Annotated in this window: 13 protein-coding genes; 11 read left to right on the plus strand and 2 right to left on the minus strand. The window is 44.6% G+C overall.

Annotated features, from left to right (window positions below):
• The first annotated feature begins 427 nt into the window (after positions 1 to 427).
• The gene (locus tag QT992_RS09345) at positions 428 to 892 is read left to right on the plus strand and encodes a hypothetical protein (protein WP_333319211.1); all 465 of its coding nucleotides are present in this window, start codon (positions 428 to 430) and stop codon (positions 890 to 892) included.
• A 97-nt stretch (positions 893 to 989) separates the two neighbouring features.
• On the opposite strand, the gene sds is transcribed toward QT992_RS09345, so the two are convergent.
• Positions 990 to 1,961, minus strand: coding sequence for a solanesyl diphosphate synthase (gene sds / locus QT992_RS09350; RefSeq protein WP_333056988.1), 972 nt, complete (start codon positions 1,959 to 1,961; stop codon positions 990 to 992).
• A 1,679-nt stretch (positions 1,962 to 3,640) separates the two neighbouring features.
• On the opposite strand from sds, the gene QT992_RS09355 reads away from it, so the two are divergent.
• The 10 genes from QT992_RS09355 to QT992_RS09400 all read left to right on the plus strand — a co-directional run bounded on the left by QT992_RS09355 (position 3,641) and on the right by QT992_RS09400 (position 17,774).
• Positions 3,641 to 3,979, plus strand: coding sequence for an ATP-binding protein (locus tag QT992_RS09355; RefSeq protein WP_333319213.1), 339 nt, complete (start codon positions 3,641 to 3,643; stop codon positions 3,977 to 3,979).
• A gap of 108 nt (positions 3,980 to 4,087) precedes the next feature.
• Positions 4,088 to 6,628: a CBS domain-containing protein gene (locus tag QT992_RS09360; RefSeq protein WP_333341436.1), complete on the plus strand. Its 2,541-nt coding sequence runs from the start codon at positions 4,088 to 4,090 to the stop codon at positions 6,626 to 6,628.
• 60 nt (positions 6,629 to 6,688) lie between these two features.
• The gene (locus tag QT992_RS09365) at positions 6,689 to 7,087 is read left to right on the plus strand and encodes a response regulator (RefSeq protein WP_333154485.1); all 399 of its coding nucleotides are present in this window, start codon (positions 6,689 to 6,691) and stop codon (positions 7,085 to 7,087) included.
• Positions 7,084 to 10,242 carry a PAS domain S-box protein gene (locus QT992_RS09370; RefSeq protein ID WP_333341434.1) on the plus strand — a complete coding sequence of 1,053 codons (3,159 nt, stop codon included), beginning with the start codon at positions 7,084 to 7,086 and terminating at the stop codon, positions 10,240 to 10,242. Before QT992_RS09365 ends, QT992_RS09370 begins: the two co-directional genes overlap by 4 nt.
• 339 nt (positions 10,243 to 10,581) lie before the next feature.
• Positions 10,582 to 12,522: a response regulator gene (locus QT992_RS09375; RefSeq protein WP_333341432.1), complete on the plus strand. Its 1,941-nt coding sequence runs from the start codon at positions 10,582 to 10,584 to the stop codon at positions 12,520 to 12,522.
• Positions 12,523 to 14,430, plus strand: coding sequence for a PAS domain S-box protein (locus QT992_RS09380; RefSeq protein WP_333341430.1), 1,908 nt, complete (start codon positions 12,523 to 12,525; stop codon positions 14,428 to 14,430).
• A gap of 413 nt (positions 14,431 to 14,843) precedes the next feature.
• Positions 14,844 to 15,014 carry a hypothetical protein gene (locus QT992_RS09385; RefSeq protein ID WP_333319223.1) on the plus strand — a complete coding sequence of 57 codons (171 nt, stop codon included), beginning with the start codon at positions 14,844 to 14,846 and terminating at the stop codon, positions 15,012 to 15,014.
• Positions 15,011 to 15,463, plus strand: coding sequence for a response regulator (locus tag QT992_RS09390; protein ID WP_333319225.1), 453 nt, complete (start codon positions 15,011 to 15,013; stop codon positions 15,461 to 15,463). The genes QT992_RS09385 and QT992_RS09390 overlap by 4 nt, the downstream gene beginning before the upstream one ends.
• A gap of 128 nt (positions 15,464 to 15,591) precedes the next feature.
• Positions 15,592 to 17,253 (plus strand): diguanylate cyclase domain-containing protein, encoded by a 1,662-nt coding sequence (locus QT992_RS09395; protein ID WP_333341427.1) that lies wholly within the window; start codon positions 15,592 to 15,594, stop codon positions 17,251 to 17,253.
• A 380-nt stretch (positions 17,254 to 17,633) separates the two neighbouring features.
• On the plus strand, positions 17,634 to 17,774 hold the full coding sequence (locus QT992_RS09400; protein WP_333341426.1) for a hypothetical protein: 141 nt from the start codon (positions 17,634 to 17,636) through the stop codon (positions 17,772 to 17,774).
• Here QT992_RS09400 and QT992_RS09405 read toward each other — a convergent pair.
• A complete protein-coding gene (locus tag QT992_RS09405; RefSeq protein ID WP_333341424.1) occupies positions 17,757 to 22,778 on the minus strand; it encodes a PAS domain S-box protein in 5,022 nt (1,673 codons plus the stop codon). The two genes, QT992_RS09400 and QT992_RS09405, sit on opposite strands and share 18 nt — an antisense overlap.
• Positions 22,779 to 23,096 lie beyond the last annotated feature (318 nt).

Consider the following 23,096-nt stretch of genomic DNA (forward strand, 5'->3'; position numbering starts at 1 on the left):
TCCAAAAAGGACGGGCGGGACGCCCATCCCACAATAACAATTAAAATTGTAAGTTATTTAATTCGCGATCCTAACTTTGGGCGTTTTGATTTTGAAACCAAGGTCCCCCAAGCAGTTTTTATTGCTTTAAGTTTGAAAATCCGAACGTGAAATAGCCGTTTTCGGCTTTTTATCGGGCTCAGATTTAACACACCTTGACAGCGCTAGCGCTCAGCACCCTATGGTTAGACTTTTTGGATGACATTGTGTAAGCTGTTAGGCATTTAATTTTTTTGCCCAAATGCTCGCTACAAGGACTCTAGGCTGCTAAATATTAAATTTAGAGGGGTGTCAGCTTATCTTTAAGAGGGCAGTGCTGGGTAATATATACTTGGATGCGGACTTGCTAACCTGAAATTTTTAATTTTAGATATCAAAGAACTGACTGATGGATTTAGACCAACAGATTCAAGCATTGATCGAAAAAGCTCCGCCCGACGGTTCGACGCCACAAATCTTAAAGGCGATCGCCCCGGCCCTGGTGTTAATTGCCCAACAGCTACAGCACCTCGAATACTCGATCCTGCAAGCGGTAGACCAAAGTTGGGCGATCGTGGTTTTGAGCAATCTCAAGCAACCGGGACGGGAGAAGAGGGTGATTTATGCTTGGAGCAGTATTAAAGATGCGTCGCAGGCTGCGGCTGCTGGGGGCGATCGCCTCAGACCGGTACTTTTGCCTGTCACTCACCTTTTATTTCAGATGATAGCTCTGGAAGGTCTTGACAGCATTGTTTTTTTTGAAAGTCCCGGAAATCAGGAAGTCGGGACGGAAATCCCTCGCGAGCAAGTACAGAGTTTAATTAACGTTTACTTGCAACAGTATCGATCGGCTCCACCGCCGGATATTGCCTAAACAACTCAATTTTTTATTAATTGGTAACAGGGCATTAGGCATTGGGAATTCCCCATTACCAATTCCCCATTACCAATAAAGTGTAACTTTTTAACCTCTAATAAAGCCTACTCAAAACGTATTCCGCCAAATCAATCAAAGCTTGACGGGACTCTGAATGGGGCAACGCAGCTAAGTATTCGACGGCTTTCTGTGCGTGATTTGTGGCTAGTTCTCGCGATCGCTCTATGCCTCTAGAATCTTCTACCAGTGCCAGGGCCTGCTCTAGATCTCCTTCTTGGGCAAATTCGCGTTCTATGAGAACTTCCAAGTAAGGTTTTTCTTCTAGGGCGAATAGTGCGGGTGCTGTCAGATTACCGCTTCTGAGATCCGAGCCTGCAGGTTTCCCCAAAGTTTCCGTGGAAGCGGTGAAATCTAATATATCATCTACTATTTGGAAGGCCAAACCAATGTTCCGACCGTAGTTGTACAAATCGTCTGCTATTTCCGCTGAAACCTCGCTCAAACAGCCCGCTGCTTTGGAACTGTTGGCAATTAAAGACGCTGTTTTGTAATAACTTTTTTCCAGGTACGCTTCGATCGACAAGCTCGTGTCAAATCCATTGAGTCCCTGTTGAATTTCCCCCTCAGCTAAATCCATAATCACTTCTGAAAGCAGTTTGACTACTGGCAGGTTGTCGAGATTTGCCAAATGCCAGGAAGATTGAGCAAACAGAAAGTCTCCCGCCAATACTGCCACTCGGTTGTTAAACCGACTGTGAACCGTCGGCACTCCCCGCCGCAGATCCGACTCGTCCACCACGTCGTCGTGCACGAGACTAGCTGTGTGGATCATTTCCGTGATTTCAGCGAGGCGGCGGTGTTTTTCCGTGATTTCCCGATCGGGCATAGTCGCCTTGGCCATCAACAGAACGATTGCGGGTCTCACTCGTTTTCCCTTTGTGCCGAATAAGTATTCTGCAGCCGCGTACAAGATGGGATGACGGGCACCCACTAACTGTTTTAAGTTTTCTGTCAACAGTCGCAGGTCTTCTTCAACCGAGGAAAATAGGAGAGTGCTAGAGATCATGGATACGCCGACTCAAGCCGTAAAGTAACAAAATTTTACAAATCATATCTTTATTTTAAGGTAATTCTCTGCAATAGAAAAGAAAAATCTAGGAGATCGGCAGTTATTTGTCATCTGCCGCCCGATGGGAGTCACCCGCCTGCCAGAGGCGAGTAGCCGGCTGCCAGAGGGGTTGCCCCTATTGTATCGAATTGTTAAGGACACTGCCAAAAAATCTCTAAATCCCAGAAACCCTGTGTTACTATGGGTATTAAGGATTTAAACAATTCTATACATTAAGTACAGCCAGACTGGCAGGTAGCTTTTAGGTGCCTGTAAAAGTTTCGTAGAGCCAGCCTTGTTAGTCGATCGCAGCCAAAATTTCTGGGACAGATTTTTAGTTCCTCGCGGCTAAAAGCTTTCAGAAGTTAAGAGTAGCGCATCTTATGTGCACGGTAGCTCAAAGCAGCTAAAGTGGATGGTTTTCGGCTGTTTAAGCATCTGTAAAGCAGTAAATCATTATTGATGACCGGGAACGGCTAAATGTTCCCGCAGGCTTGATATGGAAAAACAGCCTTCAGAACCAAGGCATGGTCTTGCGTGCTGACTTAATGTAGTAGGTCTTGAAGTTGTCCTGCTCCTCCTCGTCCTTGACTTTTGGTTCTAATTATGATTTATCGCGATATTCCTCTAATTATTCCCATTCTGGCCGCCGGCTATGTAATGACTATTTATGTACTGCTGATGTTGGCCGAACGCAGCGCTAAAATAACTCGATTGGGCGAGTAGTGCACTGCTGGGCAGCCGAAGTCGGCTGCAGCGTCCTCGCTTCACCCTTGAGAATTCGGAATACTCAATAATAACCCTGCCTTGAATGCTTGCGCGCAAAGGCAGGGTTATTATTTACAATTGCGGGCACCGTGATTTTCTGGGCTGCTAGTTACTGCAACCGGTAGCTACAGTTATCGATGTTCAATGCCAACAGCCTCTGAGGCAGGATATTATATTTAGTACCAGCTTGTATCGATCGCAGCAAGTTTCATGTCAGGGAAACCCGGCCTATGTTCCGAGAAAGCTATTAAAGTGCTCTCAAAAACGCTGAGTTTGAAGTTGTCGGTTATTGTACCAAAAATCTCAATATTCCTATTTGGTAGGTCAAGAAGTTACAGAAATAAAACGCGATTTTTCTGAATCTAGCAACCTGCTCGATCAACTGAAGGAATCCATAAACTTGCACTGCAATCAAATATTTCATCAAAGGGTGCTTAACTTGCTGAGTCAATCGATTTTAGATTTTAGATTTTAGATTTTAGATTGAAGCCTTGACCCCACGGATAAATACGTTCGGCAAGTTTCATGGGATACAGGTTTTTTATTTCACCTGTCCTGAGTCTGCTTTCGGAATGAATCACGTGGCGGGTATCCTGGATGCTTTAGGTCAGGCAGATAGTCTCTGCCATTTATTCACAGCTTGCCAAAAAGAGCATCTGCTACACATAGAGCCGCAAAAGTTATTTTTGATGAATAATAAATATTTTCGCTCTAACTGTAGGGAAGAAAAGTAATTGCCAATATTACTGACAGCCTTAAAACTCTATTAACTTTTGATTAAAAGAACTAAAACACAGAGTAGAAGTTGTCAGAAATTATCAAGCTCCACTGCCTAAATTGTTGTCTGAGGCAGACGAACTCAAACAAGTTTGGGTAAATCTGATGCACAATGCTTTACAAGCGATAGAGAATTACCGAGTTTTAAAAGTAGAGGTGAGAGCAGAAAATCAGAGCCTGCTCGTCAGTGGCAACTGAATTACCGGGGAATTTGGCCACGAATATTTTATCCGTTGTTTACCACAAAACCCGCCGACGAAGGCAGCGGGTTGGGACTGGAGATTGTTAAAAAAAGTGTGGAAAAACATTCGGGTAAAATAGAAGTAACATCAGTTATCGGTCAAAGGACGTGTATTGTGTCAATTCCGATCGCCGTTGAGCGCGATCGCACTAAAAATCATATCAATGCGCGACTAAAAATGCAACTTTAGACCGATGTCAAACCTGGATTGCGGTCAGGGTACCGCGACTGTAAAATCTGAAATCTAAAATGGTATTAAGTGCCGGTTCCGCCTGCATCTATCCCCCTTGATTTGCCCATGTCAACAACAGTTTCTGATACCCAAAGCTTGCTAGAACAGGCGATCGACCCCAAACCGCCGGTGCTGCCTCCAGACACACCCTTGAAAGTCGCAATTGCTGCCATGACTCAGGCGAATGCCAGTTGCATTTTAATCGCGTTTGAGCAGCAATTGCTCGGAATTTTTACTGAGCGCGATGTTGTGAAAATAACTGCTAGCGAAATACCGCTAGCAGGGGTGGCAATTTCTGAGGTAATGACTGAAAACCCGATCGCCCTGAACCTCGATCAAGCGGGGAATATCTTCAAGGTATTGAGCATATTGCGATCGAAAAGAATCCGTCATTTACCCCTCACAGACGAAGGTGGCAACTTGTTAGGCGCTATCACTTGCGAAAGCATCCGTCAAATCCTCAAACCGGCCGACTTGCTGAAAATGTGGCGCGCCGAAGAAATTATGACTACACAAGTAATAGTTACCTCAAGCAGCGCCTCAGTTTTAGAAGTTGCAAAACAGATGAGAACCCACCGGAAAAGCTGCATAGTCATTACTGACAGCGACAACCAAAATCAGAAACCTGTGGGCATAATTACAGAACGCAACATTGTTAAATTCCAAGCTTCTGGGCTCGATTTCGCCAGCACTCCAGTCACCGCCGCGATGAGTTTTCCCCTGATACCGTTGCAGGTAAAAGCCACCTTGTGGCAGGCTCACCAGTTAATGCAGCAGCACGGCATCCGGCGCTTGGTGGTGGTGGACGACGAAGGATATTTAGCCGGAATTGTGACTGAAATTAGCCTGCTGCAAGCCTTAGAGCCGGTAGAAATGCACGCAAATATCGAGCTTTTGCAGGAAACAGTTGCCGACAAAATTCAGGAGTTGAACAAAATGAACGAAGAATTGCAAAAAGAAGCGTTGCGGAGAACAGAAGTCGAGGAAAAATTGCGACTTTTAAATGATAATTTGGAAGAACAAATCAAACAGCGAACTTTAGAATTAGTTAATGCCAACCGTCAGTTAAAAAAGGAAATAGAAGACCGAACCACCGCTGAAGCTGAAGTTCGCCGCCTCAACACCGAACTCGAACAGCGAGTGCTAGACCGCACGGTTCAACTAGCAGCCAGTAACGAAGAATTGCAGCAACAAATTAGCAGTCGAAAATTGCTCGAAGAAAAACTTCACTTTTCTGAAAGGAAAGTCCGCGCCGTTTTTGAAGCGATGACAGACATCGTTCTAGTGCTAGACAGTCAGCGGAACATAGAAGTTTTACCAACGAATGTGGCAGCGGCTCCTGAGCCTGATTGCGATATAGTCAGCTTGACCATAGAACATTTTTTTGACGACGACAACCCGGATGATTGGTGGGTGTTAGTTCAGCAAGTGTTAGAAACACAACAAACTCTCAATTTTGACTACAGCTTAACAGTTTGTGGTCGCGAAATTTGGTTTTCCGCGTGCATTTCTCTGTTCTCCAAAGATGCAGTCATTTGGGTTGCCCGCAACATCAACGCCCGCAAAATAGCCGAGTCAGCGCTGTGCCAAAAAAATGCCGAATTATCTCATACCTTAGAAGAACTGAAGCTGACTCAAAAAGAACTGATTCAATCAGAAAAAATGGCCGCCCTCGGACAGTTAATTGCCGGAGTTGCTCATGAAATCAATTCTCCTTTAGGGGCGATTCGCTCTTCTGTGCAGAACATCGCCGACTTCTGGACGGAACAATTGCAGCAGTTGCCGATATTTTTTCAACAACTATCCCCGGAACGGCGGCAGGATTTCTTTGCTTTGCTACACAACGCCTGCCAAGAAACAGATACATTATCTAGTAAAGAAAAACGTCAGTTAAAAAAACTTTTGCAGGGCCAATTAGAATCAGAAAACATTGACGAGGCAGCCAGTCTTGCCTGTACTTTATTAGATATCGGCATCGGCAATAATGTGGAACCTTTTTTACCTTTGTTGAAAGACAGCCAAAGTCGAAATATTGTACAAACAGCCTACCAATTTGCTACGGTACAAAAAAGCACTAAAAATATTGCTACTGCCACAGATAGGGCAGCCAAAATCGTTTTTGCTTTGAAAAGCTACTCTCGTTACGACCAGTCTGGCTCCAAGGTTATCGCTAATATTACCGACGGTATTGATACTGTTTTAACCCTTTACCACTACCAAATCAAACACGGTGTGGAAGTAGTCAGAAACTATGGTACTAATTTGCCCTCTGTGCTATGCTATCCTGATGAACTCAGTCAAGTTTGGACAAATTTGGTTCACAATGCTTTACAAGCGATGGGCAACAAAGGAGTGTTGAAAATTGATGTCAAACACGAAGCGAACGCAATATCAGTCAGTATTACCGACAGTGGTCCTGGCATTCCTCCAGAGATTATGCCGAGAATTTTTGAGCCTTTTTTTACAACTAAACCTCCAGGGGAAGGCAGTGGTTTGGGATTAGATATAGTTCAAAAAATTGTGGAAAAACACCAAGGTGAACTGCAAGTAGAAAGCGTGCCTGGTCAAACAAAATTTACTATATCCTTGCCCGTCGGAATTCCTTGATAGCAATTAAACAAATAGGTAACTGCACCCAGGTTTTAAATTTAAGAGAAGTAAAATTTTATGCCGAAACCAGTAATTTTGTGCGTTGACGATGAAGTTGTGGTCTTAAATAGTTTAAAAATTCAACTTAAAAAAGAATTTGGGGATGCTTACCTCTATGAAGTAGCAGAAAATGCAGATGAAGCTCTGGAAATTATGGAGGAAATTCAAAAAGAAGATGAAAGTGATATTTTGGTCATAGTATCTGACTGGTTAATGCCAGGGATTAAAGGAGATGAATTTTTGATTATGGTTCACCAAAAATATCCTAAAATTGTGAAAGTCATGCTGACCGGGCAAGCCGACGAAGTAGCAATAGCACGGGTGAAAGAGCAAGCAAACTTGCACCGTTGTTTGTACAAGCCGTGGGAGCGCAAAGAATTAGTAGAAACTATAAAATCTGGTTTGACAAAAATATGAACAATAAACCTGTGATTATTTGCGTGGATGACGAACCGATAATTCTGGAAAGTTTGAAAATTGAGTTAAAAAAAACCCTGGGGGAAGAACACTTATTAGAAACCGCTGAAGGCGGCGAAGATGCTTTAGAGTTAATCGAGGAATTACTGGCAGAGGGCTGCGAAATCGTAGCAGTGATTTCCGACTATCTGATGCCGAATATCAAAGGGGACGAATTGCTGAAGCAGATTCACAGAATTTCCCCAAAGACTATCAAAATTATGCTGACGGGGCAAGCAGACCTCGAAGCAGTGGCGAATACTATTAAATATGCTAAATTGTACCGATACATATCGAAGCCTTGGCAGTCCGAAGATTTGAGGTTGACGGTAAGAGAAGCGATTAACAGCTATGTTAGGGAGAAGCAATTAGCGGAACAAAATGCTCAACTCCAAAAGCTGAATCAAGAATTGGAAACTTTAGTCGAGGAGCGGACTGCACAACTGCGCTTGTCTGAGGAAAAGTTTGCTAAAGCTTTTCGTTCTTCTCCCAACCCAATTACTATTACCCGATTTAATGACGGTCGTTATTTAGAAATTAATGAGGCTTTTTGCCAGACAATCGGTTATTCGGCGGCCGAAATTCTCGATCGCACGGCGCTTGATTTGAATCTTTGGGAAAATATACAAGCGCGCGCCGAGTTGTTTAAAATGTTAGATGAAAAAGAAATTATTCTCAACTACGAATTTGATTTTCGCACTAAAACAGGGGAAGTCCGAACCGGGCTGCTGTCAGCAGAAATCATTGACATTCATGGCGAAACCTGCGTGATTTCTGTGATTCAAGATATTAGCGATCGCAAATTAGCGGAAGAAAAACTCCGAGCTATAGCGGCTTCTTTAGCAGCCGCGCAAAGAATCGCCAGTGTCGGTAATTGGGAATGCGATTTATCGGCCAACACAACTACTTGGTCGGAAGAGTTATCTCGGATTTTTGGGCTCGATCCAACCCAGCCTGCGCCCACACTGACTGAGTTTTCGCAATACGTGCATCCCGACGATCGACAAAAGTGGCAAACAACGATCGACACTGCTATTGCTAGCCAGCAATCTTACAGTTTGGAATATCGAATTCTGCGGCCGGAACCGAAAATTGCTGCGGATAATTCTCCGTCACAAATAAGTGAATCCGGCTTCCTCCGCTACATCGAAGCCAGAGGAGAAGTAGTGGTCAACCAACAAGGGCAAGTGACAAAACTATTCACAACTTTGATGGACATTACCCCACGCAAGCGGGCAGAAATAGCCCTAGCAGAGAGCGAAGAAAAATACCGTCATTTAGTTGAAACTTCCCAAGATATTATCTGGTCTTGCGATGCAGAAGGACACCTTACTTTTGTCAACCAAGCAGTTAAACAAATCTACGGTTACGAGCCTGAAGAAATGCTCGGCTGTTCTTTTAGCGATTTCTTAGCCCCAGGAGAGATAGACTGGAAATGGGAACTTCAGCAGCGCTTACTGACAGGAAAAACTGTGTTTCAGTACGAAAATATAGTATTAGGAAAAGACGGCAGAAAGATTGATGTAACTACCAAGGCGATCGCGCGCATGGACGCTGAAGGAAATATCATCGGCACAACAGGCACTGCTAGCGATATTACCGAACGCAAACAAGCTGAAATAGTCCTGCAAAAAGCCAAAGAAGAAGCCGACAGAGCGAACAGAGCAAAAAGCGAATTTCTCTCCAATATGAGCCACGAATTGCGAACTCCCCTCAACGCAATTCTCGGTTTCAGCCAACTGCTAGCCCGCGACCCAGACCTCGGTGCCGACCAACAGCAATACTTAGGAATTATTACCCAGAGCGGGGAACATTTGCTCGTTCTGATCAACAATATTTTGCAAATGTCAAAAATTGAAGTCGGGCTGGTGACACTTAATAACAGCACCTTCGACTTGCACAAACTGCTAAAAAATACTGAAAGTATGCTGAAGCTGCCAGCCGAAAAAAAAAGGTTGCAGTTAATTTTTGATTGCCCACCCGACCTACCTCAATATATAGAAACCGACGAAAGCAAGTTGCGACAAGTATTGATAAATGTCGTGGGAAATGCTATTAAATTTACTGCCGAAGGTGGTGTTAATTTAAGAGTCAAACAAGAGAGGCTAAAAAACAAAAATACCCCAGAGATTTCGCCAAGTGAGAATTGCTCTTTGCTATTTGAAGTGGCAGACACTGGTGCAGGAATTTCTGCGGAAGAAATGGACAATTTATTTAAACCTTTCGCGCAAACAGAAAGCGGGAAAAAAGCTCAAGAAGGAACAGGTTTGGGCTTGCCAATCAGCAAGCAGTTCGTTCAGTTAATGGGAGGGAAGATGACGGTAACAAGCACCCTCGGTCGCGGCAGCATTTTTAGATTTGATGTTAAAGTTTCGCTCCCTAATGAAATGGAAATTCAGGTGGCTCAAACAGCTAGCCGAGTGGTTGGTCTCGAGCCAGGACAGCCAGAATACCGGATTTTAGTTGTTGACGATCGCCTGGAAAGCCGCTTGCTTTTGGTCAGAATGCTGGCATCCCTCGGCTTTGCGGTGCAGGAAGCTGAAAATGGCGTTCAAGCTGTGGAAATGTGGTCGAGTTGGGAACCTCATTTGATTTGGATGGATATGCGGATGCCGGTGATGGACGGTTACGAAGCTACTAAACAGATTAAAGCGCATTTGAAAGGTCAAGTAACGGTGATTATTGCTCTGACTGCAAGTGCTTTTGATGAAGAGCGATCGGTGATTTTGTCTGCTGGTTGCGATGATTTTGTAGCGAAGCCTTTTCGGGAGCAAGTGATTCTGGAAAAGATGGCTAAGTATCTGGGAGTCCGCTATGTTTACGATCGAGAAGCTTCGCTAAGTTATGATGCTGCGGTGTCCGCCGAGGTTTCCACGGCAACTGAAACGGCTGATTTGCCTTTTACGCTCAATACTTCATTTTTGGAAGCGATGCCTGCTGAATGGGTTGATGAATTGTATTCTGCGGCCGATGCGGTTGATAACGAGGAGATTTTTCGGCTGTTGTTGTCGATCCCTCCTATTAATGCTAGTTTCGGCAGCGCGATCGCCGATTTGGCGAATAACTTCCGGTGCGATCGGATTATCGATTTGATTGAGGAGTTTAGAAATTGTTGAAGGATGAAAGAAGAAGGGATAATAGGGGCTGGTTTAGGATTATTGATGATGTAGGTCGATCGCCTAGGGAGCATCTCATATTTGTAAAAAAACTTCTTCTGGCTCCTTCCTTCTGCCTCTTTCCTCCTGCCTCCTGCCCCGCAGCTTCGGGCCTCAAAACTCCAATTTCTAGCTTAGCTGCCAAAATGAGATGAGCCCCTTTAATCTCACATCTCAAATCTTAACTTGGATAAGTTCTGTAAATATAAAAGGAGTTGATTGAGGAGGGAGTGCTATAATGACTTTTTAACCAGTTTTCAGCATTTCAACAATTCTTAAATTAACCAAAAATAACCAGCGATGACCAACAATCACAGAGAAGAAAATAAAGGCAACATATTAATTGTTGACGATACTCCAGAAAATTTGCAAGTTTTATCAGCAACGCTGTGCGATCGGGGCTACAAAGTCCGCGGCGTAATTAGCGGCCAAATGGCAATCAGAGCCGCGCGCTCTGGTTCTCCAGATTTGATTTTGCTCGACATCAAAATGCCGGAAATGGACGGCTACGAAGTCTGCTGGCAGCTCAAGGCCGATCCGAAGACATCAGAAATTCCCGTGATTTTTATCAGCGCTTTAGATGAAGTATTGGACAAATTAACCGCATTTCAAGTGGGAGCGGTAGATTATGTCACAAAACCGTTTCATGTAGCAGAAGTTTTAGCGCGAATCGAACACCAACTGACTATCCAAAGACTGAAAAAACAATTAATCGATCGCAATAAAGAACTGCAAGAAGAAATAATAGAACGCAAAAAAGCCGAAGAAGCAGCGGCCGCTGCATCCCTCGCAAAAAGTCAATTCGTTGCCAACATGAGCCACGAATTGCGGACTCCCCTTAACGCCATCCTGGGTTTTACCCAAGTCATGAGCCGCGACTCTTCCCTGGGCCACGAAAATCTCGAAAATCTCCGAATCATTAACCGCAGCGGTCAACATTTGCTGGAACTAATTAACGATGTTTTAGACTTGTCGAAAATAGAAGCAGGGATAATTGCCTTAGATGAACGCAGCTTTGACCTTTATCAACTCCTCGACACTCTCGAAGAAATGTTTCAAATCAAAGCTGAGACAAAAAAAATGCAACTGAGATTTTCCGTCGAGGCTAATGTGCCCCAATATATAAAAACTGACGAAAAAAAGCTGCGCGTCTGCTTAATTAACCTGCTGGGAAATGCCCTAAAATTTACTCCCGATGGGGGCAGTATTTGGCTGCGCGTGAGCGTGGAAAGCAACCAGAAGCAGTCGGCAGAATCGGAAAGTTATCCTAACTATACGTCGCTCGAACCATTGTTAATTTTGTTTGAAGTTGAAGACACGGGAATTGGCATTGCAACAGCAGAAATTGATACTTTATTTGATGCTTTCGTGCAAACACAATCCGGGAGAAAAGCGGCTGATGGTACGGGATTGGGTTTGACAATTACTAAAAAATACGTGCAGATAATGGGCGGGAATATTAGGGCAAAAAGTGTTGTAGGTGAGGGAAGCAGTTTTAAATTTAATATCCGAGTATTTGCCGCTATTTCGTCTGAAATAACAGTGGCGACATTGCAGCGGGTGATCGGACTAGAAGCAGATCAACCAATTTATCGGATTTTAGCAGTAGACGACAATCCAGACAATCGGCTGCTGCTGCTTAAAATGTTACAACCAATTGGTTTTGAAGTCCGAGAAGCGGAAAATGGCTACCAAGCTGTTGAACTTTGGGAAAGTTGGCAGCCTCATTTAATTTGGCTGGATACGCGAATGCCAGTAATGGACGGTTTTGAAGCTGTCCAACAAATTAGATATAAAGAGAAACAAACTCAGTGGCAAACTGTAATTATTGCTCTGACTGCTAGCACTTTTGAGGAAAGAAAAGACGAAATTATCGCCGCAGGTTGCGACGATTTTGTGCGAAAACCTTTTCAAGAACAAATCCTGTTTGATAAGATGGCTTGCTATTTGGGAGTGCGCTATCTTTATCAAGAGTTGCCCCAGCTCCCAGTCGGGGCTTTACGGCGTTATTGTGTGAACGAAAAACCCGATTCATTTTTCGGAGGGCTGCTGGCTCAAATGCCTCAAAGCTGGGTGAAGGAACTCCATGACGCAGCTAATGATGTTAATGAAGAGCTGGCGATTCAACTTGTCGATCGCATCTGGGAAAGTCATCCAACTTTAGCTGAGGCTTTAAAAGATTTGCTTGCCGATTACCGACTCGACAAGATAATGGATTTAACTCAATCGAGTTTAAAATAAATGGATAATAGCGAAATTAAAGTATTGGTGGTTGATGACCAACCAAGCAATCTGCGGTTCTTATCCAAACTGCTAACATCCCAGGGCTATCAAGTTTACCGAGCTATTAGCGGTCAACTGGCGTTGAATGTTGCGATCGCCCATTGCCCGGATTTAATTTTGCTCGACATTAGAATGCCGGAAATGAGCGGTTATGAAGTTTGTCGGAGACTGAAAGCGACACCGGAAACCGAACAAATTCCGGTAATTTTTTTAAGCGTCTTAGATGAAATGAACGATAAATTACAAGCTTTTCGAGTAGGAGGCGCCGACTATATTACTAAACCATTTCAAGTAGAAGAAGTTTTAGCGCGCATCGACAAGCAAGTCCGCTTGCAAAAACTGCAACAGCAATTAAAAGAGCAAAATTATCAACTGCAACAGTCGCAGTCGCTGCTTGCTAGCATATTAAATAGTTCCTTAGACTGTGTGGTGGCTTATTCTGCCGTCCGCAACAGTGAGGGAAATATTGTAGATTTCCAGTGGCTGTTGATCAACCCTGCAGCCGAAAAATTTTATGGTCTGCTATTAAATGAGATAGTTGGCAAAAATTTGTTAGCCCAAGTTTCCCAAGTTAGCAATAAGGGGTTATTTGATTTGTATGTTTCTGTAGTAGAAACAGGAGAAACTGTAGACCAAGAATTTTATTACGAACAGGAGCGAGATACAATTGTTTGGCTGCACATTGTGGCGGTCAAATTAAACGATGGTCTGGCAGTAACATTTCGTAATATTACCGAGCGCAAACGAGCAGAAATTGCCCTGCGAGACAGCGAAGAACGCTTCCGCGCCATATTCGAGCAAGCTGCGGTCGGCATAGCTAAAACCGCGCTTTGCGGTAAATTTATGCGGGTAAATCCCGGCTTTTGTCAAATTGTCCGCTATGCAGAATCGGAATTGTTACAGCAAAATTGGGAGGCAATTACTCACCCAGATGACAGAGAAACGGACAGAGAATACCTGCGCTCGCTGTTATCCGGGAAGATTCAAACTTTTTCTGTGGAAAAGCGTTTGCTATGCAAAGATGAGGCCGTGCGCTGGGCAAATGTTACTGTTTCGGCAATGCGCGATGTCAAGGGGACGCTGCAGTATTTGATTTGTGCGATCGAGGATATTTCCGAACGCAAGCTGGTACAAGAACTGCTGCAAGAGAGTTTAGACACTCAAACCCGCTACGCTCAAGAATTAGCTCGTTCTAATGCCGAACTAGAACAGTTTGCTTACGTGGCTTCTCACGATTTGCAAGCGCCTTTGAGCACGATTGCCGGCTACGCTCAACTATTAGAAAAACGCTTTCCCAACCAACTTGAGGCCCAAGGGAATAAATTTCTCCGCAATATTGTTAATTCTTGCGATCGGATGCAGGCGCTGATTGATGACTTGCTGGAGTATTCGCGGGTAGGTCGCAGTCAGAAACCTTTTGAGATGATAGATTGCAATCGGGTTTTTGAGGATGTTTGTGCTAATTTGCATTTGGCCATCCGCGAGAATCAAGCTTCAGTTACTAGGGGGGATTTGCCAAGGGTAAAAGGTGACTGTTTTCAACTGCTGCAACTGTTTCAAAATTTAATTGGTAACGCCATTAAGTACCGCAGCAGTGAGGCGCCGGTGGTGCAGGTGGACGCTTCGCGTCAGGGGGATAGCTGGGTGTTTTCAGTCCAGGATAACGGTATTGGGATTGCCTCACAGTACCATCCGCGAATTTTTCAGATTTTTCAGCGCTTGCACACCCAACAACAGTATTCGGGAACTGGTATCGGTTTAGCGATTTGTCAAAGAATTGTCGAGCGGCACGGGGGCAGCCTTTGGGTAGAATCAGAACCCAATCGAGGCTCGACTTTTTATTTTTCAATTCCTCTACCAAAGTGAAGTCAGCAGCCCGCCTGAAGCAGTCAATCGATTTTCGATTTTCGATTTTCGATTTTAGAATTTAAGAAAGCGACCCCACGGATGAATCCGGGGGCTTGTCAGCAAATTGCTTGATTGTCACCCGTCCTTTACTTAAGCTTTAAATATCTTTATCTGTTCTTTACAAAAATGCTTATAAAGTGTAGCATATTCACTGATGACATCGAGCTAAAAATCTATCAATATAAATCTATTAGCTCTATCCTTATACAACTTATAAATCAGCGGTGCGCGCAAGACTTGTTAATTTTTTTCAACTGTATCCAGAGCATCTTGCTTTGGGATGCAGTAGTTTCCCTAGTAGTTCGCGGAGAAGGATTTGTGATGTGTTTGCAGTTGGCCGCTTCTCGGACAGACTGCCAAGTGAAACAAGCATGATTCGCAAACCTTTGCAAATGGAGAAAAACGGTAAATTGCTGCAACACAATTTCAGTGTTCTCAGCCAGATTTACCGGATGATGGCAAGAGATGCTTTGCAGGTACTCAGACACGGCTCAAAGTCCCGCAACCTCACAAAAGACGATCGTAGTGAGGCAAAGCGGTGAATTATAAAAAGAAAAAATTTACTCTTTTAATAGCAAACGATGACGAGGACACGCGCTTTTTGGTGAAGGAAGCACTGGGAGAAGTTCGATTAGCAATTACGAGCGAATTTGTGGAAAATGGAGAACAAGTGCTAGACTACTTGTACCGTCGCGGTCAATATCTTGATAGCAGCAATTGGCACCAGCCCGACTTGATACTTTTGGATCTGAATATGCCGAGGCTGGACGGACGAGAAACACTAACTTCGATCAGATCAGACCCCCATTTGCAACAAATTCCGGTTGTAATCCTTACAACTTCCCACCGCAGAGGAGATATCTTGCTTTGCTACCGCTTGGGAGCCAATTCTTTCATATCCAAACCAGTCACTTTTGAAGGCTTGCTGGAAGTAATGAAGACTTTATGTGAGTATTGGTTTGAAATCGTTTCACTTCCGCCTGATATGTAAGCTTTAATGGAAAGCTAAATCCATAGTTTGAGTGTATAGTGAATTTGATAAGCCGAAATATTTGCCGATCGCAAGTATCGCTATCAAAACAAAAAAGTTGCCTTCGACTCGCTCCGAACGCTATAGTTGTGTTAACACGTAACCAATGTCTGAAAATTTTGTTGGTTGAGGATGACCTCGGATCTCCGACAATGATCGAAGACCTTCTAGGGTCATTCAGCGAGTCTCTATTTCTTCTCCAAACTGTTAAGTCTCTGGAGATAGGAGTTGGGTGTCTGGAAGTAGAAAAGTTTGACGCCGTACTATTAGATTTGTCAGTGTCAGACAGCTTGAGGGGAAGCGAGGATCTCGCAGTTTTGAAAGGGCGATGGCCCACATTGCCAATTGTGGTGCTGACAGATATCAGCGATGAAAATATTGCCCGGTCAGTATTGCGCTGGGGCGCTCAAGATTGTTTGGTAAAGGGAAGATTTCACAGAACTCTGCTGGTGCGGGCAATCCATTACGCGATCGAACGCCAGCAAATCGAAGAACAATTGCGGCAGCAGGCTCTCCGACAGCGCCTGTTGGGCAAAATGATCGAACATATTCGATCGTCAATAGATCCGGCAAGCATTCTCCAAAGTACAGTCGCAGAAGTGCGCCAATTTCTCCAAACAGACCGCGTTTTAATTTATCGCTGTCAGGATTGGGTGTCTCAATTGGACGGGGAAGAGCAAAAAGGTGCGATCGTCGCAGGTGACGGTTTGCCATTCGGTTATATTGAAAACCAAAATATTAGTGCTGCTTTGGCGGTGTCATGCTTTGTTTTAGTCGAATCCCAGTCGGTACAAGCAATAGCCGATGTCAGCACTGCCCCCTTGGCTGGCAGTTGCAAAGAATTGTTGACAGATTGTGAAATTGCAGCAGTTATCAGCGTACCAATTTGGCAATCAGGCGACTGGGAAACGGCAAAAGAAACACAAGAAGCCACTGTTTGGGAAGTCGAGAACAATCAAGATGCAGCGGAAAATTATATCTGGCACGAGGCGAGTGGCAAACCGCAGGCGCAGGGTAAAAATTTGCCGGATTCGATCGCAGAAAATCGCAATAGTTTGTGGGGAATGTTGACAGCATACAATTGCAGCGGTGTCAGGGAATGGCAGCAGTGGGAAATAGATTTTTTACAGCACTTGGCAAATCAAGTGGCGATCGCGATCGAACAATCTCAACTTTACCGCAAGCTAGCAATAGCCAATCAAAAATTGCAGCAACTGGCAACTACTGACGGACTGAGTGGCATTGCCAATCGCCGCCAGTTCGATCGCGTTTTGAGATTAGAGTGGCGCAGATTGGCAAGAGAGGAACTGCCGCTGTCTTTAATTATGTTTGACATCGACTTTTTTAAACTTTACAACGAGTTTTATGGACACCTCGGCGGGGACGATTGTTTGCGCCAAGTTGCGGGGGCGATCGCCACAGCCACCAAGCGGGCTGGGGATCTGGCCGCCCGCTACGGTGGCGAAGAATTTGCCGTAGTGCTGCCCAACACTAGCCCCGAAGGGGCAAACGCTGTCGCCCAACAAATTTGCGACGGCATCGCCAGCTTGAAACTGCCCCACGCGCGATCGTCGATCGGCCCCTACGTTACCCTCAGTTGCGGCATTGCGACAGCGATTCCTTCTGCCCAAGAATCTCCCGACACCCTAATTCTCCGCGCTGACAGCGCCCTTTTTCAAGCCAAAACCGAAGGCAAAAATCGCATTTGTCACGCTAGCAGTAACTCGGAATCTTCCCCGATTTTTATGTAAAAGTTGAAGGTAATTTGTAATATCGTGTTTGATTTTTCACTCACGACTCAAAACTTATATTGTTGACCAAGAATTTCTTGATGGTACCCGCCACGTGATTTATCCGTGGAATCAATCCAAAATCTAAAATCTAAAATCCTCAAGCCCCCGAATTTATCCGGGGGGTCAATCCAAAATCTAAAATCTAAAATCTAAAATCGAATGACCTTGGCATCAGGATAATAATTTTCTGATATCATGTCCGATCGATTGACCATAATATCCTGGCCGGGCGGGTTTTTGAGATTGTTAATTATTAGCAGATATTGTTGGTGAACCCGCCCCTACCTGATTTCGGCTAATCGACCGGACATGATATTACTTGTTTAGGAACAGGCAAGATGCCTGTTCCACAAGAAAATTCAGTCTTTGTGGAACAGGCATCTTGCCTGTTCTTGATCAGGGTGCAAAATGTGAGATATTACCCATTTACGCTTCCCAATTTCCAATTACCAATTGCTAATTTATTGCCCCAAATTTGAGTTCCTACCAGTTAAATTCGGCCGCACGGGAATTTCAATCAAAAACTCCGCTCCCTCACCCGGTGTCGAAATACAGCTCAATCGGCCGCCGTGGCGATCGACTATAATCGAGTGAGAAATCGACAGTCCCAAACCCGTACCCTTGCCCACAGGTTTAGTCGTGAAAAACGGGTCAAACAGCCTCGATCGCACTGACTCCGGTATCCCCCCCCCGTTATCCGCAATAGATACCGCTACGAAGCCCGCAGCAGCCTGATAGCTGCGAATAGTGATGGTGCTGGGATGTCGATCGCACTCCTCGATCGAACGCTGCTTGTCCCGTTCTTCCAAAGCATCGATCGCATTAATTAAAATATTCATAAATACCTGATTCAACTCACCCGGAAAGCATTCAATTTGTGGCAATATTTGGTAATCTTTAACTATCAGAATTTCTCCTGGACTGCTGTGAGATTTTAACCGATTTTGCAAAATCATCAAAGTGCTATCAATTCCCTCGTGAATGTTAACCGACTTCCCTGCGGACTCGTCCAATCGGGAAAAATTACGCAACGATTTCACGATCTCGACAATTCGCTCGGTGCCTACTTGCATCGAATTAAACAATTTCGGGAAATCCTCAACAATATAATCCAAGTCTATTTCATCAATTTTATCCAAGACTTGGGCCGGAGGATGAGGACAGTAATGCTGGTAAACTTTAATCAATTCCAGCAAATCTAAAGTGTAATTGCGAGCCGGACTGAGATTGCCGTGAATAAAGCTTACGGGGTTATTAATTTCGTGAGCAACACCAGCAACTAACTGACCCAAACTCACCATTTTTTCATTTTGAACGAGCTGAGCTTGAGTGGTTCGGAGTTTGTTAATAGCTGCTTCTAACTCTAGCGCTTTTGAACGTTCTCGCGCTTCCGATTCCTGCAAAGCTGACTCGGCTTGTTTGCGATCGGCAATTTCACTTTGTGCTTGCTCAAACAGCATTGATTGCTGGATCGCGATCGCCAACTGCACGCTAATTTGTTTGAGACACTCGACCTCAATTTCCAGCCAGTGGCGGGGGCCAGCGCACTCGTGGGCAATCAATAGCCCCCACAACTTCTCGCCTTGCAAAATCGGCACTACCAAATTAGCTCGCACCTGAAATTGACTTAATAAATTAATGTAGCACCGGGAAAGACCAGCTTTGTAAATATCATCTACAGGTACAGCCCGACCGTGTTCGTAAGCAGAAGCATAGCTGTATTCAAAGCAGGGATCGTTAATAGTTAGTCCCTGAATCGATCGCCACTTTTCGCCCACCGACTCGACAGTTACAAAACCGCTCCTATCGGGATTAAAGCGATAAATTATTGTCCGGTCTGTTTGCAAAAATTGCCGTACTTCAGCAACAGCTTTTGTCAAGATTTCTTTTAAATTGAGAGAAGATCGAATGCGTTCCAGCATCTCTACCACCAACCGTTCTCGCTTTAATTGCTGGCGCAAGATAGCCTCGGCAAGTTTGCGAGAGCTAATATCTTCAATCACACCAATTACATAGCTAGGTTCCCCAAACCCATCCCGCACTAAAGATACAGTCATATTAGTCCAAACAAATGAACCGTCTTTGCGAATAAAGCGTTTCTCAAGGGAATAATTAAAAATTTCCCCAGCTAACAGTCTGTCGCGCGACTCGACATCTGCTGCTACATCTTCGGGGTGAGAAATCTCCCCAACATTTCGCGCTTTCAGTTCCAATTCTGAGTAGCCCACAATATTGCAAAAGCCTTGATTTGCATTCAAAAATTGACCGTCTGGCCACACTTTCACAATGCCTATCGCCGCTTGTTCAAATACCGCTCGAAATCGCTGTTCGCTTTCTTGCAAAGCAGTTTCGGCTTTTTTGCGATGGGTAATGTCCATTGCCGTGCCAAACATCCGCACCACCTGACCCAACTCATTTTTAACAGCTTGTCCTTTAGCGTTAACGTGCCTAATTTCTCCTGATGGGAAATAGATGCGGTGGTCGATATCGTAAGCTGTTCCTTCAGTCACTGCTTTTTGTACAACTTCTGCGAACCTTTCTTTGTCATCGGGATGAATTTGCTCTAAAAGTTCTTCCATTGTCGGTGGCAGATTCAATTCTCGACCGTAAACTCGAAACAGTTCTTCCGACCAAGTAATAACTCCTGCCTCCCTATCGAATTCCCAATTGCCGATGCGGGCTATTTTTTGCGCTGCTTGCAACTGTTCGGCAAGTAGTTGCAGAGATGCGATTAACTGCGTTTTTTCGGCTTCTGCTGCAACGCGAGCGCTGATATCTTTGTGAGTGCCTGTTATCCGCAACGGCGCACCCCATTCGTCGTACTCGACTACCTTGCCCATCGCCAGAATCCACTGCCAATTTCCCGCTTTGTTGAGCATCCGAAATTCAAATTCATAGATATCTGTCTCACCTTCCAAATAGGAATTTAAACATTCCATTACCTTCCGTCGGTCTTCGGGATGCAGCAAACTTTCCCAACCTTTGAGGTTGTTTTCAATTTCGGTTTCTGCATAGCCAAGCATTGATTTCCAATAAAAGTCGAAATAAGTTTCGCCAGTAGCTATATTCCAATCCCACAGCCCCAAAGAGCTGCCTGAAACCGCCAACTGCAAGCGCTCTTGACTGAGTTTTAATGCCGATTCGGTGCGTTTTATTTCTGTGATGTCGGCAATTATGGCTATCATTCCTATCGGTTGACTAGCGCTATCTTTAATGCAGTTAGCGCGCAAGAAAGTTTCTATAATATCGCCCTTTTTACTCTTGATTTCAATTTCACTTTCCCAGGAAAAACCTTTCCGCAGCACCCTAAATAACTGTCTCAAATCTTGAGATTTGGGGTACATTACTGCTGGGCCCCCGGCATTATTTAGTTCCTCAACTGTATAGCCGTAGCGCTGAATAAATGCTTGATTGTGATAAACGGAATAACCGTCCAAATCTGCGATCGCGATCGCATCACTAGCGCTATCTACAGCTTGAGTTACCAGGCACAGAGTTAGTTCGGCTTGTTTGCGATCGGTAATGTCAAAAATCGCTCTGTCGAGCCACAAAACCAGCCCTTCCAGATTGTAAGTTGGCCTACCTCTTTCCGACACCCACCGCACCGCTCCGTCATCGCGAACAATCCGGTATTCTAGATTGTACGGCTGTTTCGACTCTACTGCTGCGCTGATTTGTCGATCGACCATTTCCTTGTCTGCCTCGTGGACAATTGTCGCAAAACTCAAGCGGTTGTTGCCAATAAAATCCCCAGCAGGATACCCACTAATTACCTCAATTTCATCGCTAATAAATACCATCGTCCCATCAGCATCGTACAAGCTGCGGCAGATAGCGCCGGGGATATTCTCAACGAGCGATCGAAATCTGGCTTCGCTCTCCCGCAAAGCTGCTTCTGCCTGTTTTAAATCAGTAATATCCAGCACCATGCCTTCCCAAACTATATCCCCTTCCTGCCCTATTTCAGTCGGACAATCAACTCGTTCCGGTTTCGACGAAACCCCTTGCATCCACTTAAGTTTTCCCGACGGTACAATCGCGCGCCATTCCTGCTGCCAGGGCTGCATATTTGCCGCAGAAACAGCAAGAGATTCTTCAAATTTTTGACGGTCATCTGGATGAAGAAAACTCAAAAGTAGTTGGGGATTATTCTGAATATTTTCGGGTGCCAATTCAAATAAATCGCGACTGCCCGAAGAAATGTAAGGAAAACTTTTTTTGCCGTCGGTTGAGAGGCGAAATTGATAAATTATTCCCGGCAAATTGGCAGCAAGCTGCCGCAGTCTAGCCTCGCTTTCTTGCTGCGCTAATTGTTGGCGCCTCTCCTGAGTGATATCTCGAATTATCCCGACGAGAATTTTACTGCCGTCGGTATTTTCAAAGACAGTTTTTTTAGTAGACAAAATGTGCTTTGCACCGCTGCCGTCCGTAAATATTTCCTCGCTCTCGTTTTCTTCCCCTGTCCTAAACACTTGTTCGTCATTCAGCCAAAAAATCTCAGCTTCTTGTTTTGGGAAAAACTCGTAATCCGACTTGCCCAGCAGTTCCTCGCGCTGCTTGCCGAGCAGCTTGAAAAAAGCATCATTTAACAGTATCCAGCGGTGCTGTTCGTCCTTGACAAAAATGGGGTCAGCCAGTGCATCTATCGTATAATTCAAAAACTTTTTACTAGCTTCCAGTTCGGAGAGTGCTAAAATTTTATCCGTAATATCGTGGATAGTTCCTGTCGTCCCCTGTGCCGCGCCGTCCCAGCCAAACATCAAAAATTCTTGCACTTCCACCCAGCGAATTTCGCCAGTTTTGGTAAGATATCGAATTTGATAGCAACTGGATCTTTCTTGATTTTCGCTCAGACCTCTCAACGAATTTAAATATTGGTATCGATCCTCAGAATGAATGTAAGTCAAACAGGAAGTACCTAAGCTTTCATCAACGGTAAATCCGGTAATTTCTGTCCAAGCTGGATTGAGAAAAGTCCAATTGCCGGCAGTATTTGTTTCAAAAACTACTTCTTTGATATTGCCAACAACCTGCTGGTATTTTTCTTGACTTTTTTGCCATTCTGCTTGCCGTTTCTGGCGGGCGATCGCGCACCTGAGCGTCCGTACCAGCAGCCGGCTGTCTACCTGTCTTTTCACCAGATAATCTTGGGCGCCGGCGGCAATTAACTCGACAGCCAGTTCTTCGTCATCGGCTGCTGTCAGAATGACGATCGGAGTATTTATACCGCCATCTTGAAGTCGGAAAAAAGTATTAAATTTTGGGCTGTCAGGAAGTGAAAGATCCAATAAAATTACATCAAAAATTTTGTCGCTTAAAATTTCTATCGCTTCCCGGAGGCGGACTACATTGGTGACATCAATTGATTGTCCTAGTTGGCCCTCAGACAGCAGTTCTTGAATGAGTTCTGCATCTTCTGCACAGTCTTCTACTAAAAGAATTTTTAAACCAGGCGTTAAAGTTGACTCAAAAACAGATGTCATACCATTTTATATTTTAGATTTGAGATGGGAGATTGGGAATAACTGATGACTATCGCGGTTTGGTTCTTGCGTACAGTGGCATTTTTTTTACTGGTATCCTTTTGCTATTTTTTAGTAATTATAAAATCTCAGCACCGGATGCAGCTACCTAGCTGATGATGGGGGAACTTGAACCGCACCCTTGAGAGTGCGCTGTGTGCTTGCAGACCGCGCATATCTATTTGTAGAATTGAGTTGTTCGCTGCAAGTTTTCCGCCTCGCCCCAAACCTAGTGGCCCAAAACTCTCATTTTCTTACCAATATTGCCACTCAACTCTA

It is taken from the genome of Microcoleus sp. T3_D1 (genome assembly GCF_036700405.1).
In the GTDB taxonomy this organism is placed as follows: domain Bacteria; phylum Cyanobacteriota; class Cyanobacteriia; order Cyanobacteriales; family Microcoleaceae; genus Microcoleus.

Excerpts from the sequence above, each read along its gene's own strand:
- QT992_RS09345 (WP_333319211.1), top strand. The coding sequence starts at position 428 with ATGGATTTAGACCAACAGATTCAAGCATTGATCGAAAAAGCTCCGCCC.
- sds (WP_333056988.1), bottom strand. The coding sequence starts at position 1,961 with ATGATCTCTAGCACTCTCCTATTTTCCTCGGTTGAAGAAGACCTGCGA.
- QT992_RS09360 (WP_333341436.1), top strand. The coding sequence starts at position 4,088 with ATGTCAACAACAGTTTCTGATACCCAAAGCTTGCTAGAACAGGCGATC.
- QT992_RS09365 (WP_333154485.1), top strand. The coding sequence starts at position 6,689 with ATGCCGAAACCAGTAATTTTGTGCGTTGACGATGAAGTTGTGGTCTTA.
- QT992_RS09370 (WP_333341434.1), top strand. The coding sequence starts at position 7,084 with ATGAACAATAAACCTGTGATTATTTGCGTGGATGACGAACCGATAATT.
- QT992_RS09375 (WP_333341432.1), top strand. The coding sequence starts at position 10,582 with ATGACCAACAATCACAGAGAAGAAAATAAAGGCAACATATTAATTGTT.
- QT992_RS09380 (WP_333341430.1), top strand. The coding sequence starts at position 12,523 with ATGGATAATAGCGAAATTAAAGTATTGGTGGTTGATGACCAACCAAGC.
- QT992_RS09385 (WP_333319223.1), top strand. The coding sequence starts at position 14,844 with ATGATTCGCAAACCTTTGCAAATGGAGAAAAACGGTAAATTGCTGCAA.
- QT992_RS09400 (WP_333341426.1), top strand. The coding sequence starts at position 17,634 with ATGCCTGTTCCACAAGAAAATTCAGTCTTTGTGGAACAGGCATCTTGC.
- QT992_RS09405 (WP_333341424.1), bottom strand. The coding sequence starts at position 22,778 with ATGACATCTGTTTTTGAGTCAACTTTAACGCCTGGTTTAAAAATTCTT.